Source organism: Streptomyces sp. NBC_00597, assembly GCF_041431095.1.
Lineage (GTDB): Bacteria > Actinomycetota > Actinomycetes > Streptomycetales > Streptomycetaceae > Streptomyces.
Genome location: NZ_CP107757.1, coordinates 443,404 through 460,292 on the forward strand (window position 1 = coordinate 443,404; position 16,889 = coordinate 460,292).

The window sequence follows — 16,889 nt, forward strand, 5'->3', positions numbered from 1 at the left end:
CCTCTCGGACGCCACCCTGGCTGCCCCGAACACTGCCGCCGCGCACACCGGCACCACCAGGGAAGGAGCGGCAGCACCGACCGCCGGTCCTTCTGCGCGTTTGTCCCTATGGCGGGTCGGGGCCGGGGCGGCACGCTGTGACCCGCTGACCGAATGAGCGGGAGGACCGAAGCGATGAGTGACACCGACGAGAACGGCTACCGGGTCGTGCGCAACGACGAGGAGCAGTACTCCATCTGGCGTGCGGACCGGGAACTGCCGGCGGGCTGGCACGCCGAGGGCACGACGGGCACCCGGCAGGAGTGCCTCGACCACATCGCGGAGGTGTGGACGGACATGCGTCCGCTGAGCCTGCGCCGCCGCATGGCGAGCGCCTGAACGGGGGCCCGAACGCCGGTCGGCGCGGCTGAGCCGCGGGGGAACGGAGCCCCGCCGACCGGTGCAACACCACCCCGCGCGGCCCCGCCGCTAGCGGGCGGACACCTCCCCGGGGCCGTGGGCGGGGCCGGGGGCGAGCGTGGTCAGGTAGTCGTCCAGGGTGCGGTGCGGGGTCCAGCCCTGGGCGCCGGCCCGGGTCAGGTCCAGGACCACCGGGTGCGCCAGCTGGTCCACCGCGTAGCGGCTCAGGGCCGGTTCGCCGCCCCGCGCGAGCAGCTCCGCGGCGCGGGCCGCCGTACGGGCCACCCCGACGGGTAGGTGCCGGATGCGGGCCACGACGCCGTGCGCGCGCAGCACCCGGCGCACGGCCGCGTCGCGCGCGTAGGGCGCCGCGTCGGCCACGTTGTACGCGCCGGGCGCCCAGCCGGCCGCCGCCAGCGCGGCGTCGGCCAGGTTCTCCACCGCCGTCAGGCTGAGCGGTACGTCCGGCCCCGGCAGCAGCAGGGTCCCGGCCCTCACCCGGGAGAGCAGCCGCGGCAGCAGCGTCCCGTCGCCGGGGCCGTAGACGGCCCGCGGCCGCAGCGCGACCGCCCCCGCGGCCAGCGCGAGGGCCTCGCCCGCCGCCTTGGTGCGGCCGTAGGCGTTCAACTGCCCGGCGCGCGGATGGTCCTCGTCGACCAGGCTGCGGTCGCGGCGCGGATCGTAGACGCTGGCACTGCTGACCCAGACCACGGGCCGGCCCCCGGCGGCCCGCAGCAGCCGTTCGGTGCCGCCGACGTTGACGGCGTACATCTGCGCCTCGGCCGGGGAGCCGGGCGCCGGGTCGCCGACCGCCGCCGCGCAGTGCACGACGACGTCGACCCCGGCCAGGTCCGGCAGGGCGCGGGCCGCGTCCCAGGACCGGTGCTCCCCGACGGGCCCGGGCCGCCGCCCCGGGCACACCACCTCGGCCCCGCGGGCCGCGGCCGCCCGCGCCACGTGGCCCCCGCAGAACCCGCTCGCCCCGGTCACGGCCACCCGCAGCCCGTCGCTGCGGCCGGCGGTCACGAGGCTGCCTTCACGGTCAGTACGCGCCAGCCCGGCAGGGCGGCCCGGCGGTCGACCCGGGCGCGGCTCACCACCGGCCGGAACGGCGCCAGGGCCGCCAGGGCGTCGGCCAGCTGGGCACGGGCCAGGCGGGCGCCGGGGCAGGCGTGCGGCCCGGCGCCGAACACCAGGTGGGCCCGTGCCGGATCGGCCGGGGCGAGGGCGTCCGGGTCGCGGCGGTGCGCCTGCGCCGCATGCCGGGTGACCAGCAGCAGCCGGTCGCCGCCGCGGACCGGGCAGCCGCCGACCGTGCCGTCGGCCGCCGCCGCGCGGGGCAGCAGCGGCGAGGCCGCCGTGACCCGCAGCAGCTCGTCGACCAGCCGCGGGCGCAGCACCGGGTCCGCGGCCTGGTCCCACAGACCGGCGTCGGCGCACCACGCCACCGCCCGCGGCAGCGCGGCCACGGTGGTGTTGACGGCGGCCACCGCCACCATCGCGGCGAGCGCCGGGTCCGTCCCGCTCCGGCCCGGCCGCCCGGCGGCCGCCCTCCTGCCGCCGGACTCCGCGGCGTCGCCCGACGGCGGCAGCGCCGCGGCGCTCTCCCCCGGCGGGGCCTGGGACTCCTCGATCGCCGGGCCGCCCGGCGGACGCCCCGACGCGGTCCGGGCCGGCCGGCCGGCGAACGGGGCGTCGGTCGCCGGTGCCGGCGCCGGGGCGAGGAGCTGTTGGAGGGCGTGGGCCGTGCGGGCGGCCGACGCCCTGGCTCCCGGGCGGGGCGGGCCCGGCAGGTGGGTGCGCACCGATGCCGCGGCTGCGGCCGCCGCAGCCGTCGCCACCGCCGCCGGATCCGCGTCCGAGCCCAGTAGCCGGCACACCACCGCCCCCGACAGCTCCCGCGCGAGCGCGACCACGTCGACCTCGGCGCCCCGCACGAGCGGAGCCAGCCCGCGCGCCAGCAACGGCTGCCACGCCGTGCGCAGTTGCGCCACCCCGGCCGCGCCGAGCTCCTCCGCGAGGTCCCGCCGGTCCGCCCGGTGCCCGCTGCCGTCCTGGTCGAACAGCACACCGCCCCCTCCCGCGTCCGGGTCCGTCGAACCGGAGAGCGCGGCGCGGGCCGCGCCGCCGGTGGTGCCGGCCGCCGTACGGTCGAGCGGCAGCCGGGTCAGTGCCTCCCGGTACGCTGCCTCCCCGTGCACCAGCAGCGTCCCCCCGAGCCGCCGTACGGGCCGCCCGCGCGTGGCGGCGAGCAGCGCGAACAGCAGCGGGTGGCTGCGTACGTACACTCGGCGGTCGCGCCGCCGCGCCCTCGTCTGCGAAGCCGTCACCGGGTCCCCCTCGGCGCCATCCGGGCCGCCGCGAGCGATGCGGCCGCCGCCCGGTCGGGTTTGCGGGAGCGCCCGGCGAGCGGGATCCGCGCGAACAGCACGGCGTCGGGTCGGGCGGAGCCCATCCGCTCCAGCGGCCCCGCCAGGGCGGCGCGCAGCCCCGGCTCGGACGCCCCGGGCTGCGGCTGTACGAGGGCCACCAGCCGCTCGTCGCCCACCGACTCGGCACCGCGGCCCGCCGGGATGCCGACCAGCACGGCCAGTTCCACCCCCGGCACGTGCAGCGCGGGCTCGTACAGACCCGGGTAGATGTTCTCGGCCCTGCGCAGCACCATGTCCTTGCTCCTGCCTTCGAGGACGATGCGGCCCGCGCCGTCCAGCCGCCCCCGGTCTCCCGTACGCACCCACGGCTCGGGCTCCTCGCCCAGGTAGCGGTGCCGGGCCGCGGCCCCCGCCAGCAGCAGCTGGCCGTCGTCGTCCGGCTTGGCCGCCACACCGGGCAGTGGGGCTCCGACCAGGTCGCCGGGACCCTCGTACGCCGCCTTCTCCCGGGCCTCGACCGCGGCGGCCGGGAACAGCTCGGTGAGCGCGTACACCCCCCACGCCTCCTCGGCGCCGGCGCCCCGCACCCGGGACAGCAGTTCGGCGCTCGCCGGTGCCGAGCCCGTCCACACCCGTCCCCTGAAGCGGGCCCCGGAGGCCAGGGCGTCCCGCAGTTGCGGCGGGGTCAGGTAGGTGTCCCGCGGCCGCAGCCGGTGCAGCTGCCGGGCGAGGACTGCGGGGGACCGGGCAGGCAGGGCGACCGGGGCGCCGTGCGTGAGGGAGGGGACGAGGACGAAGAAGGTGCCGCCGAGCACCGGATCGCCCGCCCGGGCCGGGTCGGCGCCGAACAGCGCGCAGACGCACTCCATCCCGGCGGCCAGGCTCGCCCGGGTGTGCACCACGGCCCGGGGCCGCGAGGTGGTACCGGAGGTGAAGACGATCACCGCATCGGCGTCGGGGTCCCCGTGCGCCGGACGCCCCTGCCCGGGAACCCCGGAGCGCGCGGCGCCCAGGTCCAGCGCGGGCGCGCAGCCGGGCAGCCGCCGCCCGACGGTGGCCACGGGCGCACCCAGCGAGGTCAGGTCCGGTAGGGCCAGCCGGGCCCGCCGGGCCAGCGGGCGCGCCCAGCCCGCGACGGCCTGGGCGGCCGCGTCGGCGAGGACCAGCGAGGGCGCGGCCAGCGCCAGCCGGGCGCGCAGCACATCGGGTCCCGCGCCCGGGTCGAGCACGGCCCCGCGCAGCCCGAGCCGCCACAGCGCGAGCAGTACGGCCAGCGCCCGGGGGCCGGGCCGGACGGCGACGCCGACGGTGTCCCCTGCGCGCAGTCCGCGCGCGTGCAGTGCGGCGGCGAACGCGTCGGCCAGTTCGACGAGTTCGCCGCGGGTGGCACGGACCCGGGTGGCCCCGGTGCGGGTGGCGGTGAGCACGGCGGCCCGCTCGGGGCGGGTGCGCAGCGCGTGGTCGAGTCGGTCGAGCATCAGCGGGGGTCCGTTCCGTGGGTGCCGCTGCCCTGGTCGAGGTACCAGCGGGCCGTGCCGGCGAGCCCGTACGCCTTCAGCCGGCGGGTGGAGTTCTCCACGACCATCCGCCGGCAGTGCGAGATCCGGTCGGTGTGCCGGCGCACGGCGTTGAGGAAGAGCCGGTCGGTGGGCGAGGGCCGCCGCGGCATCCCGCCGACGGCGAGGTACAGCTCGGCGGTGATGGCCATGTTGTTGCCCGCGTGCATCCGGTACGGGGCGCGGAACCCGTTGCGCCGCGCGTGCTCCGGCCGCAGCCGCCCGAACAGTGCGGCGAGCCGCACCAGCCCCGCGAAACCGGCCCGGCCGAGCGGCCCGTGTTCGTCGCGCCGGGCGGTGACGCGCCCGCACACCAGACCCGGGCGGGCCGTGAGCGCGGCGCGCGCCGCGCCCGTCCAACCGGGCCGCGGCAGGCAGTCGGCGTCGGTGCGGGCGAGCAGGCCCGCGCCCCGGCCGATCGCGTACCGGAACCCGGTGTCGACGGCGGAGCCGACGCCCTTCTCCGATTCCTCGATCACCTCGACCGGGAACGGCGCGCGGGCGGCGAACTCCCGGGCGATGTCCGCCGTGCCGTCCGCGGAGGCGTTGTCGACGACCAGCAGCGTGAAATCCCGGTCGCGCTGGGCGGCCAGCGCCCGCAGGGTGTCGCCCAGCCGGGCCTCCTCCTGATGGGCGGGGACGACCACCCACAGCGGCCCGGTCACGACTTCTCCCAGACCATCGTCATGATGCTGATCCCGCCGCCCAGACCCACGCACAACACCCTCTCGCCCGGCTCCAGTTCCCCGAACACCCGGTCCAGCTGCACGCCGATGCTCGCGCTCGCGACGTTCCCGAGCTCCGGCACGGTCACCACCAGCTTCCCGGCCGGCACCCCGGTCAGCTCGGCGAACCGCTCCAGGTACGGCACCGTCACCTGGTGCACCAGCACCCTGGAGAAGTCGTCCCAGCCCATCCGCGTACGGTGCAGCGTCCGGTCGATGACCGCGGTGCCCACCTTCTCGAAGACGCCCCGCAGTTCGTGCCCGTCGCCGCGGAAGTAGGTGTACTCGTCCCCGCGCGGGTGCCGCGAACCGCCGCCCGGGATGCCCCCCACCTCCCAGTGCTCCGAATGCGTCTCGGTGTCCACGTCGAGGATCCCGCCGCGCTCCACCGCCTCCACGACGACGGCCGCCCCCGCGTCACCGAACGTGTACCCCGCGAAGCCCTCGCGGAGCTCCGCGAGGTCGGCCGGCGCGTACTGCACCGCCCGGCTGGGGGTCTCCCCGGTCACCACCAGCGCCCGCCGGGCCCGCCCGGCCAGGATCACGGACCGGGCCAGGTCGATGCCGTTCACGAAGCTGTTGCAGGCGTTGGTGACGTCCAGGGCGTGGGCGCGGGAGCCGAGTTCCGCCTGCACGATGTGCGCGGTGGCGGGTTCGACCACGTCCCGGGACGCCGAGGCGAACAACAACAGGTCGACGTCCATCGGGGTGAGTCCGGCCGCGGCCAGCGCCCGGCGCGCCGCGCCCGCGGCGAGCGTGGAGGCGTACACACCCTCGCCCGCGACCCGGCGGGAGACGATCCCGGTGGCCTGCGTCAGCAGCCTCGGCGGCAGGGTGAGGCCGCTGCGGCGGACCACCTCCCGCTGGACGTCGTCCGAGGAGCGGACCTCCTCGGGCAACAGGCTGCCGACGGCGGTTATCCCGGCGCGCAGCGGCGCGTCACACCGCGCCGGGTCATACGACTGAAGGAACATGCCCCCACGATGCGGCGCCCGCGCCCGCCCCGGCCTGAGTACGGATGCTCAGATCCGCCCCGCGCGCCGCACGGTAGTGCCTGAGTACGAGGGGCCCCGCCGCCGACGACCGGGCTGATCACGCCCAACGGCGGGACAGGCAGGACCCGTTTCCGTAGGGTGAGCCGAAGACCACGGGGGAGGGACACATGACGGCACCGGGACGCCGGTTACCGGAGCTGGCGCAGTACCGCACCGACGCGGTGACGCGCCATCTGTGCGCGGGCGCACACCTCGACGAGGACTTCGCCCGCGACGTCGACACGGAGCTCACCGAGGACCGGCTGCGCGCCACCGGCCTCTCCCTCGGCATCGACCTGCGGGCGCTGGCCCGCCACGCGCGCGCCGCCGTCCGGCGGATCGACGCACGGGACCGGCGCCTCGCCGTGATCTGCGCCGTCGGCGTGTGGGCGGCGGTACCGGTCCTGCTGTACGCGGTGGCCACCGCCCGATGGGACCTCGCGTACACGGCAGCCGCACTCGTCGTCCTCGCCTACGCGAGCGCCTGGTGGCTGGTGCACCAGGCCGAGAGCCGGGCGCGCACGGCGGCGCTCACCGTGGAGCACGGCGCGCAACGGCCCGCGGACCTGGCCCCGGCCGTCGAACCCGACGTGGAACGGCGACTGCTGGAACAAAAGCGCGCCAACGTGGTCCCGTACACGGCGAGCGCAGAGCGCACCAACCCCTTCGTCGGCAGCGGCTCCAAACTCAAGGAGACGGTCTGGCAGCCCATCGACGTCAGCCGGCCCGCCGAGGACCCGGCGGGCGGCGGCAAACTGGCCGTCAAACCCTTCGACGCGGTCGACCTGCACACCTACGTGGCCCGCGAGATGGAGAACATCGCCGGACTCAAGGGCCTCCAGGTCCGCAACCGGCTCTACGTGATCGGCAACCACGTCCCGTACGTGGGCGCGGAGTTGCTGCCGGACCGGCTGGAGAGGCCGCGCGCCCAGATCCCCAAGCAGCTGGTCCAGGCGGGCCTGATGCAGTCCGGCGCGGGCATGCGGACCTACCTCAGCCTGGTACGGGCCGGCGAGGGCGGTCGGGCCATCGTCTCCATGCACCTGCGGGCCCGCCTCCACCACCCCAGCCTTACCTGGGAGGTCTCGGCGTACGGCATCCCCCCGCTCCAAGCACGCTTCGACCGGGTGAACCGGCTTCCGGTGGACGGCTTCGAGCGCTGGTGGAGCCTGGTCCGCCACGCCACCGGAGCCACCGGGCCCGCCCTGATCGGCGCCGCCTCACGGCTCTCCCGCCGCTCCTCGGACCGGCGCCGGCGCGCCCGCGCCCTGGAGAAGACGCGCCGCGAGATCGACAAGCGGCACGTGCTGTACGACTACGGCGCCGTGGACAGCATCCGCGAACGGGTCGCGGACTGGGACCAGTTGGGCTATACCGAGCGCACCGACTCCCAGGACTTCCTACAGCGCCTCCAGCAGGGCGTGCTGATAGCGACCGAACGGTTCCTCAAGGACCACAACGTCGACACCAGCTCCTACGACCAGGCGCAGCAGGTCATCAACACCCACACCTACACCTTCCAGGGCAGTGTGCAGGCCGGTGTCATCGGAGACAACGGCACCGTCAACCACCACAACAACGCGCCGGGCGCGCAGGGAGGGCCCGCGGGCCAGGGTCGCGGCACGCCCTGACCCCGCCCCCGACCAGCGCAAGCGCAGACAGGAGACCGAGATGGGCACCTTCAATTTCAACGAGAAGGTCACCGCCGGCATCATCGGCGACAACGGCACGATCAACGTCGGGCAGCAGGACGGCGGCGCACAGTCCCTTCGGCTGGCCGCCGAACTCGCCCAGTGGCTCCGCGCGCAGGACGCGGACCCGGGCCGCATCCGGGCGGCCGACGATCTGCACGGCGAACTGGACCGGGCCGCGCAGCAGGGCCGCGCCGCCGAGCCGGGGCTGATCCGCCGCTCCCTGGAGACCATCACCGTCGGCCTCGGAGCCGGGAGCAGCGGACTCGCCCTCGCCCAGGAGATCAGCCGCCTCCTGACGAACTGACCCCCGCCACTGCGCCTACTTCGCCCGTACGACGGCCCGCGCCCCACCGAAGTCCAGCTCCAGGCCCGAGCGCAGAGGCACGGTCTGCCCCGGGTCGATCCGCTGGGTGGAGCCGTCCGCCCGGGTGCCCGTCCACGCCGATCCCGACCGGTTCGCCAGCCCGAACCGGCCCGGCTTCTGCGGGTGTTCGGTCAGCTGCGCCACCAGGGTCCCGTCGCCGTAGTCGTGCCGGGCGGGCTCCGGGGCCAGGTGGTGCGCCTGCACCCGCGAGGACCGGTGCAGCAGGATGTGGTGCTCGGTGCGCGGCGGTGGCGTGGTCAGCACCAGCCGCGGCGGCAGCACCAGCGTGCTCCCGCAGCCCCAGCAGGTGCCCGGATCGGCGGACCGCGGCTCGGTCATGTTCTGCCGCCCGCACTGCGCGCACTCCACGACCGCGTCGAGCACGGCCCGCAGGGCGTCCCGCCACTGCGATTCGCGGACCCGTGTCGTGGGGTCGTGCAGTCCCGCCGTGAAGTTCTTCGTGAACAGGTCCCGCAGGGAGATCGGCGCCGCCGCCCAGGTGGCCAGTACGGTCGACTGCTCGACGGGGTCCGGTGCGTTGGACCGGTCCTGCGGGTCGAAGACGAACAGCGGCTGCTTCCCGTACAGCTTGCGCTCCGCCGCCTCGTCGAGGCAGTGGATCTCCAGCTCGCGCCGTCCCTTGAGCGGATGGTGGTTCATCAGCAGCATGAACAGCAGCACCGACAGCGAGTGCAGATCGCTCTGGGTGCCGGGGGAGACCCCCGGGTCGCCGCGCACCAGCTCGGGCGCCATGAACTCCATGGTCCCCGAGATGCCGGTGCTGTCGCCCTCCACCACGGCGTTGTCGTTGTCACAGACGAGCACGTCGCCGGTGGCCGGGTCGAAGAAGATGTTGCCCCAGGAGATGTCGCGGTACGCGATCCCGCGCGAGTGCAGGGCCTGGTACGCCTCGACCGTGTAGAGGCAGGCCGTCAGCAGGGCGCGGGGCGTGGTGCGCAGCTGCCGCCGGAACAGCAGGGGCAGGCCCTTGAACCGGTCCGGGCGGATGTCCATCAGGTACCCGAACCCGCCGCGCCCGTCGGCCACGAAGTCCAGCGGCCACAGGAAGCGGTCGTCCTGGAAGCCGCGGCCCACCAGCTGGCGGACGATGCCCTCCTGGGCGGGGGTCGCGCAGGCCGGGTAGTACCACTTGAGCGCCTGGTACCCGGCGGGCGTCCGCACCCGGTAGACCTCCCCCTGTCCGCCGGCCCCGAGCAGGTCGAAGACCTCCACGCCCGTCCCGTTGTCGGTCGTCAGCAGGGTCCCGCTGTCGAGCATGCCGCTCATTCGTCTCTCCCGTACGGGTCGGTCGGTGGTGCCGGGTCGGTGGCCGCCGCCCCGGCGGTCCACGTCGTCCCGGCCGGGGGCGCCGGCCCGTCGGCGGACTCCTCGGCCGGAGCCGGAGCCGGAGCCGGGGCCGTGGTCGGCCGGGCGCCCGGGTGCCAGGCGGCCACGAGGGTGGTGTCGTCCCCCGAGTGTTGCGAGGCCTTGGCCAGCCACCCCGGGATGACGGCGCGGACGGTGTCCGCGCCGTCCGCCGACAGCCGGTCGTCCAGCCCGGCCATGAACTGGAGGAACCCCCGGTCCGAGGCGAAGCTCTTGGACAGCCCGTCGGTGGAGAGCGCGACGAGGCGGGGCGCCCGCCAGGGCGCCGTCACCGGGGCCCAGTGCGTCCGTACGCGCAGCCACGCCTCCGGGGTGCACAGCGACTCGGTCTCGTCCCCCAGGTCCGCCTCGGCCGGAGCCAGCGGTACGGTCACCCGCCCGGTGTCGTCCACCACGGTCAATTCGCCGTCGCCGAGCTGCCAGGCCGCGAACACCCGTGGCGTGAGCACCGCGCCGACGAGCGTGCTCCCGTACAGCAGCACCTTGCGCTCCTCGGACAGCCCCGGCTCGTGGTGCGAGCTGGTCCGATCCCAGTTGCCGAGCACCTTCTCCCGCCATGCGCTGACCAGTTGGCGGGGGAAGGCGTGCTCGGCGTAGTGCATCAGCCAGGCCAGGCTCGGCGGCCGTTCTTCACCGCGCGGCTGGGCGAGCGCCCCGAACCGCCGGGCCTCCTCGATGAAGAGGTCCACGGCGAAGCGTGAGCCCAGGTGGCTGCGGGCGTGCACCGCGGAGCCGTGACCGTCGGCCACCGCCATGATCAGCGGCTCTTCGGCCGTGCCGAGGCCAGCGACCTCGCAGTAGTCCTGGTTGCGGGTCTTGTTCACGCCCTGGACGCTCTCCCGGAGCGTGTCCCACAGCTGCCCGGTCGGGAGCCCGGTCGGCGGCCCGGTCGGTGCCACGGGCTGCGGTCCGGACACCGGTGCGGGCGGGGGTACGGACGGGGGTACCGGCGGTGGTTCCGGTGACACGGGCCCGCTCACCACACGTCGTCATCGTCGTCGTCGAGTACCGGCGGTGCGTACGGCGGCTGCTTGGCCATCGGGTCCGAGGACCCGGCCACCGGCTGCGAAGCCGCCTTGACCGCGGCCGTCGAGGCCCAGCGGATGGCCGCCGCCAGCTGCTTGGGGCTGTTCGCGTCCAGGGGCTGGAGCTCCGGATTGCCCAGGAACTCCTGGAGCACGGTGCGGTCGGCGTCCGCCCCGATCGCGATGGCCACCCGTACGGCCTTGCGTCCCCACGGCGTCGCGTCGACGGCCCGCAGCCCCGCCTTCCAGTCGTCCGTCGGCACGCCGTCGGAGACCAACGCCAGCACCGGCTTCAGCGCCCGCTGCGGCATCGGCGGGGTGTCCAGCTCCCGGGCCACCATCTGGAGGGCCTCACCCAGATTGGTCATCCCGTCCACCTGGACGTCCTGCCAGGTGAAGTTCTCCACCGGCACCGGGTCCTGGTGGTGCCAGCGGGCCGTGGTGGAGAACGTCATCGTGCGCAGCAGCAGCTGGGCCGCCGGATTGTCCTGCGCCACCGAACGCATCTCCGGAACGGCTTCTCTGATCGCGTAGTTGAGCTGGCCGATCTTCTCGCCCTGCATCGAATACGAGCAGTCGAGCAGCCAGATGAAGTGGACGGGCCGGTTCGCCATCGGCCCGCCGGGGATGTCACTCACTGCTGATCTCCTTCAACTCCCGAGCCATTGCGGTACGTACCTCACCAACGCCGCCACCCCGGCGGCCGCCGTCATCACGACCGCCGCCACGAACAGGACCAGCATCAGCAGCCGCCCCCGTGCGATCTGCGGTGTCACCATGGGATGTTGCTCCTCTCAGCGACTCTTCGACCCTAGCCTCCGCTCCGGCCCACGTCACAGGCTTGATCGATCCGGTGCCGGTCGGCCGGTCCGGCCGCGCGGCCGGGGCAGGCGCGGAAGGCGTGGTTCCTGTGCCGAGGCCGCCGGGCCGCCGATCCGCAGGCCCGTCCGGGACAGCAGCCACAGCACCGGCTCCGCCGCCCGCCGCTGCTCGGACACCAGCGCCCCCGCCCCGGTGGCCGCATGGGCGCTGACCGCCCAGTAGCGGGCCGCCGCGAAGTCGTGCCCCAGCGCGCGGACCAGCTCGCCCAGCCCGATCTCGGCCAGCCAGGCATCGACCGGACCCTGCGGTCGCGGCAGCGAGCCCAGCCGGTCCAGCACGTCCCGCTTGGTCACCACCGCGGCCACCCCCAGGCGCCGCCGGCGGCCGCCGAGCCCCTGGAGCTCCCCGGTGAACCCCTCGTACGTCTCCACCGGGCCGAGGGCGGCGGGCCGGGCCTCGACCGCCAGCCTCCCGTCACCCTCGCGCAGGGCGCGCCGTACGACGGGCGCGGCCAGCACGTCCGCGACCAGCAGGACCCCGTCGGCGTGCGCGAGGTACTCCTGGCGACGCGTGGTGTCCGCGTCGCGCAACGACTCGCCCATCGGGTCGTACAGGTACAGCAGCCTTCGGCGGCGCAGCGGTGCGGGCCCGCCGCGCCCGACGAGCAGCATCAGGGCCCGCGGCTGCCCGCCCTGCGTCTTCAGCGCCCATCCCGTCGACTCGACCTGCCGGCCCAAGGTGTTGGCCTCGCGCTGGTCGGCGGGGGACGCGAACTCCACCGTGAGCGCGGACTCGTGCGACCAGGACCGCAGCCCGTCGAGCATCGCCGCCATCAGCATCGTCTTCCCGGCGGAGGTGCCCCCGATCAACGGCAGGTGCACCACCCGCGTGGTGCCCACCGCCGGTGGCAGCTCCTGGCCGCAGTGCGGGCAGCGGGCCGCGAGCCCCCGCCTCCCCGCCAGGGCGGTGGTGGGCAGGGCCCGACCGCACCGGCAGACGTGCCGCAGCGCCCCGTACCGGCCGGGCCGCAGTTCCCGGTGGGCGGCCCCGCAGTCCGGGCACAGGTGCACGGCCAGCGGGAACGGCCGGTAGCAGCCGGGGTAGGGGCACTTCATGCGGATGCCGCGGGCCAGCTTCCACAGCCGCTCCGCGCCCCGTCCGCCCAGCACCCCGGCCAGGGCCGTGCCCCGGACCAGCAGCAGCTGGGCGGCGAACGCCACCGCGACGCCGAGGAGCAGGGCGCAGGAGAGCAGCGCCGACAGCAGTGCGGCCAGTGCCGTCGCCGGTGCGATCAGGCGCAGCAGGAGCCGCCCGAGGACGTGGTCGGCCTCGTCCCCGGTCGTCCCGTGGCGGCCGCGCAGCAGCCGATGGCGGACGATCTCGTCCAGCCAGTGGTGGGCCAGCAGGTACCACACGGCGTACGCCGCGGCCCGTCCCGCGGCCGCCGCGTCGATCCACATCTGCCGCGTCCAGTAGGCGGGCTGCGCCGGCTCCTTGCCCGGGTACGGGGTGATCCGCGGGTCGGGGGAACCGGGGGTGCGCCCAGCGAAGGCGGTCGTGGCGGCCCCCAGGGACAGCGCCACGAACCGCCACAGCCCGTACCCGAGGCAGATGGCCACCGCGATCACACCGGTGGCCCACCCGAGGACCTGCGCGATGAACACGAGGTCCACGTCCGGCATCTTCCCCGTGCTCACGGCCACCGTCCGTCCTCGGCGGAGCCGGCCGGCCCGCCGCCGGGGGCGATCGGCCCGCCGGAGCCGCCCCGTGGCGGCGGGCTCCCGAGCGCGCCCCGCGCACCGCGGCGGCCCGAGCCGCCGAAGCGGCCGCGCAGCCGCCCGAAGGCGCCCGGCCGCTGCCAGCCGCGGAAGTCCTCCGCCCAGCGGCCGCCGAGCCGGGCCAGCGCCTCCTCCAGCACTGCCAGCTCCGCGGGCGGCAGGCCCCGTACGACCGGTCGCAGCACCCCGTCGAGCAGGTCCGTGCGGGTCTCCTGCCACAGTGCGCCCGCCTGGGGCTGCGAGGACCAGGTGGCGAAGCACTCCGCCGCGTATCCGGGGTCGAGCCGGAGCCGGTCCGCGACCCGCGGTTCCCCGGCGGCCCGGCGGTACGCCGCCAGCAGCTCGGCGTCATTGCTCTCGATCAGGGCCCGCACCTCGCTCCCGGGCCGGTCCTCGGCGAGCAGCCGTGCGGCCACGGCAGCGTACGCGTGCTCCCGCGCCGTCGGTGTGGGACCGGCCGCGCCCAGCTCCAGGGCCTGACGGACCCAGCCCGGGCCCGTCTCCCGGACCCGCAGGTTCCGGGACAGCTCCAGCAGCAGCAGCGAAGGCCGCAGTGCGGCGGGGAGTTCCGCGGCGAACCGGCGCAGCAGCTCCTGCGCCAGCTCCTCCGCGGAACGGTCGCCGGCCGGGGCGGACACGGCCGCCCGCGCGAGGAGCTCCCAGGTGCCGGCCTCCCGGTGGGCCCGGTCGCCCAGCGCGGACAGGGCCAGCCAGGCCTCGTCCGCACCCGGCGGCTCCGCGTCCCACACCAGCCGCATCGCCGTCCGCAGCACCAAGGGATCCTCCTCCAGCGATACGCCGGAGTGCTCCACGAGCCGGGTCAGCGCCGTCACCCGGTCCCCACCCGCCGCGGGTGCCCGTTGCGCGCACATCCGCAGGTGCGGCAGCACCTCGTCCCCGGCGAGCCGGAGCGGGGTGAGGGCGAACAGTCGGGCCCCGGCGGCCGGATCGCCCGCCGCGAGCCCGTCGAGCCGGTCGAGGACGAGCTGCCGCAGCCGCGGCAGCTCCGTCAGTGCGGCCCCCACCGCCGCCCCGTACGCCCGCTCCGGATCGGCGATCAGGGTCCGGGCCAGCCGCCGGGCCACATCGGGCAGGAGATCGGCGGTGTCCACCCCGAGTTCGGCGGCGATCCGCAACAGCCCGATCCGGTCATCCGGTTCGCGTGCCGGGTCGGTGAGCGATTCCCGCAGCTCCGGTTCCAGTTCGGCCGCGAGCCGCAGCCGCGCGGCCTCGCCCAGGAGCCCGGCGGGCGGAGCGGCGCCGCCCGAGCGGACGGCCCCGGCCAGGGCCAGTTCCACCAGCGGCTCGCTCACCGCCGGGGGTGCCCAGCCGGCCAGGGCCGTCAGCAGCCGCCCGCTCGCGGCGGCCTCCTCGGGCCCCCGGTCCGCGGCCGGCCGGGCCAGCGCCCGGGCCAGCGCGTTCAGTCGTACGTCTCCCAGCGCGCCGCGGTGCCCGGCGGCCCAGTCGGCGGCCGCGGCCCGGCCCGCCGAGTCCAGGCCGACGCCGGCGGCGAGCGCGAGCGCGGCCAGCGGGCCCGCCTCGTACGGCCCCAACGGCTCGCCGGGCAGCCGCCGGACGTCCGCGAACAGTTCCTGCCGCTGCGCCCGCCAGATCAGCGCGGCGGTCTGCGCCCACGGGTCGGGGGCCGGGGCGGGCGCGGCCGCGCGGGCGGCGTCGTACACCCGGTAGCGGTGCTCCTGCCCGGCGAGGCCCAGACCGTCCTCCGGCACCACGCCGATGATCTGCTGCCGGGCGAGCTGCGGCCGCCGGGTGTACGTGGTGAAGGTCAGCCACTGCCCGCGCCGGTGCGGCAGCACACTGCACGCCAGCATGATCCACCAGGCCACGGCTTCGCTGTCCTGCTCCACCAGGACGAGCTGCGGGGCGGCCGGATCCTCGACGAGCCGCCGTACGTCGGCGAAGAACCCGGCGAGCCACTGGCCCCGGGCGGCGACGAAGGCCGCCAGCGCGCCGAGGTCGAGCGGCCCGGGGGCGGGCACCGAGGCCAGCTCCGGTACGGGCGCCCCGGCCGGTGGGGAGTCGGCCGCCCACTGCGGGGAGCCCCAGGAGGTGATCGGTAGCTGTCCTTCGGCGGGCCGGCCCGCGCCGGAGGGCTGCGGCAGGTGTACGGCATGGGCGTGGAAGTTGCCCCAGCGGCCGCTGTAGTCGGCGCCCGTGTAGACGGAGCGGGCCAGCAGCCTGCTGCCGTCGGAGAGCACGTTCAGGCTCAAGGCCTGAGGGAAGGAGACCAGTTGCTCCCGGCTCGGGCGCGGCGGGGCGTCCCTCGGGGGCTCGTACCCGATCAGCTGCTCGGCCTCGCGCAGCAGCGAGGCGGGCACCCCGGGGCTGACGGCGGTGAACCGGAAGCCGGAGCCGTCGGGGCCCGGCGGGGCCGAGGTGTAGTGCAGTTGGGCGAGGTTCACGCCTCTCCTCCCGGAACGTGCGGTCCGCCGGCCGCGGCACCCGTGCTCGCGGTCGGCGTCGCCACCGCCGTACGCCGGCCGGCGCTGCCGGTCCCGGTGCGCGGCAGCAGTCCGCCCAGCCCGAGCAGCCACAGGAGCGGGTCCTCGACCCGCAGCGGCTGCGGCCCCGACTTGGGGGCGTCGGCCGGGGCGTGTGCGGGCGGCGGGGAGCCGAGCGCCGAAAGCCCGAACAGCGACAGCTGCGCGAAGTCCCGGTCCAGTTGCCGGAACAGCGCCCCCGAGTCCCAGCCGTCGAACAGCGCCCGCATCTCCTCGTGGACCGCCAGCCGGTCCTCGTCGTCCACCGCGCCGCCCGCGTGGTCGGCATTGCGGCGCAGCGGGGAGTGGTCCCCCACCAGCGAGAACAGGGAGTCCGTCTTGGTCACCGCCACCGCCACGGGCGTGGTGACCCGGCCGCGCGAGGTGCCCCGGCCGTGGGCCCGCAGCTGCGCGGCCAGGTCCGCCGCGATCTGTTGCGGCGGGGTCTCCACCGTGGGCAGCGGAAGGCCGGCGTCCACCGGCAGCTGGTCCCGTACGGCCCGCATCTGCAGCGGGTCGACCAGCAGGATGATCCCGTCCGCGGCCGCCAGGTAGTGCGTGTAGCGGTCCATGGCCTCGGCGCTGGCGAGGTCCTCGCCCGCCGCGTCGAAGAACACCAGCGCGGTGTGCCGGCTGCCGTCCCCGCGTAACCGGCGGCGCAGCGGCAGGCTCAGCCGGTACAGCAGCGGGTCGTTGAAGCCCAGCGCCGCGGGTCTCGTCGCCTCCGGAAGCCGCAGCCGGTCGTACAGGTCCTCGGCCATCTCCCGGTCCCGGCGCTGGGTCTCGCCGCCCATCGCCGTGATGGAGGCGCCGTACGCGCGCCCCACCCGGTTGCGCAGCTCGTTGATCAGCACCGACACGTACGTGCTCTTGCCCGACGCCTTGGGACCCAGCAGGGCGATGATCCGGGTGTCCTGGTCGGTGTAGTCGCTCGGGAAGTCGCTGTGGCAGCGCAGGCAGAGGCGGACCGGCGTGGACACCCCGCAGTTCGGGCAGTCCGCGCGGGTACCGCCGCCGAGACGCCCGGCGAGCCCGCGCGGGGCGGTGAAGACGGGACCGCGCATCTTCAGTGCGGGCGGCACGCTCGGGCCCATGAATTCGGCCCATGTCCCGTCGAGTTCCGCGGTGCAGGGTTTGCCGCCGCGCACGCCGGTGGCGGACATCTGGCACCGGAACGGCAGCCGGGCGGCGGCCGAACGGTCGAAGCAGTAGGGGCAGACGACGGAGGTCATG

General features: G+C 75.9%; 15 protein-coding genes. 3 read left to right on the forward strand and 12 right to left on the reverse strand.

What is annotated here, in order from left to right; genetic code table 11:
• Positions 1-174 precede the first annotated feature (174 nt).
• Positions 175-378, forward strand: coding sequence for an MbtH family NRPS accessory protein (locus OG974_RS01765; protein WP_054223070.1), 204 nt, complete (start codon positions 175-177; stop codon positions 376-378).
• 90 nt (positions 379-468) lie between these two features.
• Here the strand turns inward: OG974_RS01765 and OG974_RS01770 are convergent, their stop codons facing one another.
• From OG974_RS01770 to OG974_RS01790, 5 genes are read right to left on the reverse strand one after another with little or no spacing between them, the layout of a single operon-like run.
• Positions 469-1,425, reverse strand: a complete 957-nt coding sequence (locus OG974_RS01770) for an NAD-dependent epimerase/dehydratase family protein (protein ID WP_371645158.1) — start codon at positions 1,423-1,425, stop codon at positions 469-471.
• On the reverse strand, positions 1,422-2,687 hold the full coding sequence (locus OG974_RS01775) for a cytochrome P450 (protein ID WP_371645160.1): 1,266 nt from the start codon (positions 2,685-2,687) through the stop codon (positions 1,422-1,424). Before OG974_RS01775 ends, OG974_RS01770 begins: the two co-directional genes overlap by 4 nt.
• 38 nt (positions 2,688-2,725) lie before the next feature.
• The gene (locus OG974_RS01780) at positions 2,726-4,249 is read right to left on the reverse strand and encodes a class I adenylate-forming enzyme family protein (protein ID WP_327279202.1); all 1,524 of its coding nucleotides are present in this window, start codon (positions 4,247-4,249) and stop codon (positions 2,726-2,728) included.
• Positions 4,249-4,992, reverse strand: a complete 744-nt coding sequence (locus tag OG974_RS01785; RefSeq protein ID WP_328764136.1) for a glycosyltransferase — start codon at positions 4,990-4,992, stop codon at positions 4,249-4,251. The genes OG974_RS01780 and OG974_RS01785 overlap by 1 nt, the downstream gene beginning before the upstream one ends.
• On the reverse strand, positions 4,989-6,026 hold the full coding sequence (locus tag OG974_RS01790) for a 3-oxoacyl-[acyl-carrier-protein] synthase III C-terminal domain-containing protein (protein ID WP_328764137.1): 1,038 nt from the start codon (positions 6,024-6,026) through the stop codon (positions 4,989-4,991). The genes OG974_RS01785 and OG974_RS01790 overlap by 4 nt, the downstream gene beginning before the upstream one ends.
• Positions 6,027-6,214: 188 nt before the next feature.
• Between OG974_RS01790 and OG974_RS01795 the strand changes: the two genes are divergently transcribed.
• Together OG974_RS01795 and OG974_RS01800 are read left to right on the forward strand one after the other, a co-directional pair.
• Positions 6,215-7,717: a hypothetical protein gene (locus tag OG974_RS01795; protein WP_327279205.1), complete on the forward strand. Its 1,503-nt coding sequence runs from the start codon at positions 6,215-6,217 to the stop codon at positions 7,715-7,717.
• Between the two features lie 40 nt (positions 7,718-7,757).
• Positions 7,758-8,084 (forward strand): hypothetical protein, encoded by a 327-nt coding sequence (locus OG974_RS01800; protein ID WP_327279206.1) that lies wholly within the window; start codon positions 7,758-7,760, stop codon positions 8,082-8,084.
• Between the two features lie 15 nt (positions 8,085-8,099).
• Here the strand turns inward: OG974_RS01800 and OG974_RS01805 are convergent, their stop codons facing one another.
• The 7 genes from OG974_RS01805 to OG974_RS01835 form a co-directional block, all read right to left on the reverse strand.
• Positions 8,100-9,431 carry a protein kinase gene (locus tag OG974_RS01805; protein WP_371645163.1) on the reverse strand — a complete coding sequence of 444 codons (1,332 nt, stop codon included), beginning with the start codon at positions 9,429-9,431 and terminating at the stop codon, positions 8,100-8,102.
• Positions 9,428-10,429: a protein phosphatase 2C domain-containing protein gene (locus OG974_RS01810; protein ID WP_371645165.1), complete on the reverse strand. Its 1,002-nt coding sequence runs from the start codon at positions 10,427-10,429 to the stop codon at positions 9,428-9,430. The genes OG974_RS01805 and OG974_RS01810 overlap by 4 nt, the downstream gene beginning before the upstream one ends.
• A 77-nt stretch (positions 10,430-10,506) precedes the next feature.
• On the reverse strand, positions 10,507-11,169 hold the full coding sequence (locus OG974_RS01815; protein ID WP_327285831.1) for a VWA domain-containing protein: 663 nt from the start codon (positions 11,167-11,169) through the stop codon (positions 10,507-10,509).
• Between the two features lie 36 nt (positions 11,170-11,205).
• Positions 11,206-11,334: a hypothetical protein gene (locus tag OG974_RS01820; protein ID WP_327279209.1), complete on the reverse strand. Its 129-nt coding sequence runs from the start codon at positions 11,332-11,334 to the stop codon at positions 11,206-11,208.
• 54 nt (positions 11,335-11,388) lie between these two features.
• On the reverse strand, positions 11,389-13,074 hold the full coding sequence (locus tag OG974_RS01825) for a hypothetical protein (protein WP_371645167.1): 1,686 nt from the start codon (positions 13,072-13,074) through the stop codon (positions 11,389-11,391).
• Positions 13,071-15,578 carry a GTPase-associated protein 1-related protein gene (locus OG974_RS01830; RefSeq protein ID WP_329314926.1) on the reverse strand — a complete coding sequence of 836 codons (2,508 nt, stop codon included), beginning with the start codon at positions 15,576-15,578 and terminating at the stop codon, positions 13,071-13,073. The genes OG974_RS01825 and OG974_RS01830 overlap by 4 nt, the downstream gene beginning before the upstream one ends.
• Positions 15,575-16,888, reverse strand: coding sequence for a hypothetical protein (locus OG974_RS01835; RefSeq protein WP_371645169.1), 1,314 nt, complete (start codon positions 16,886-16,888; stop codon positions 15,575-15,577). Before OG974_RS01835 ends, OG974_RS01830 begins: the two co-directional genes overlap by 4 nt.
• Between the last annotated feature and the right edge of the window lies 1 nt (position 16,889).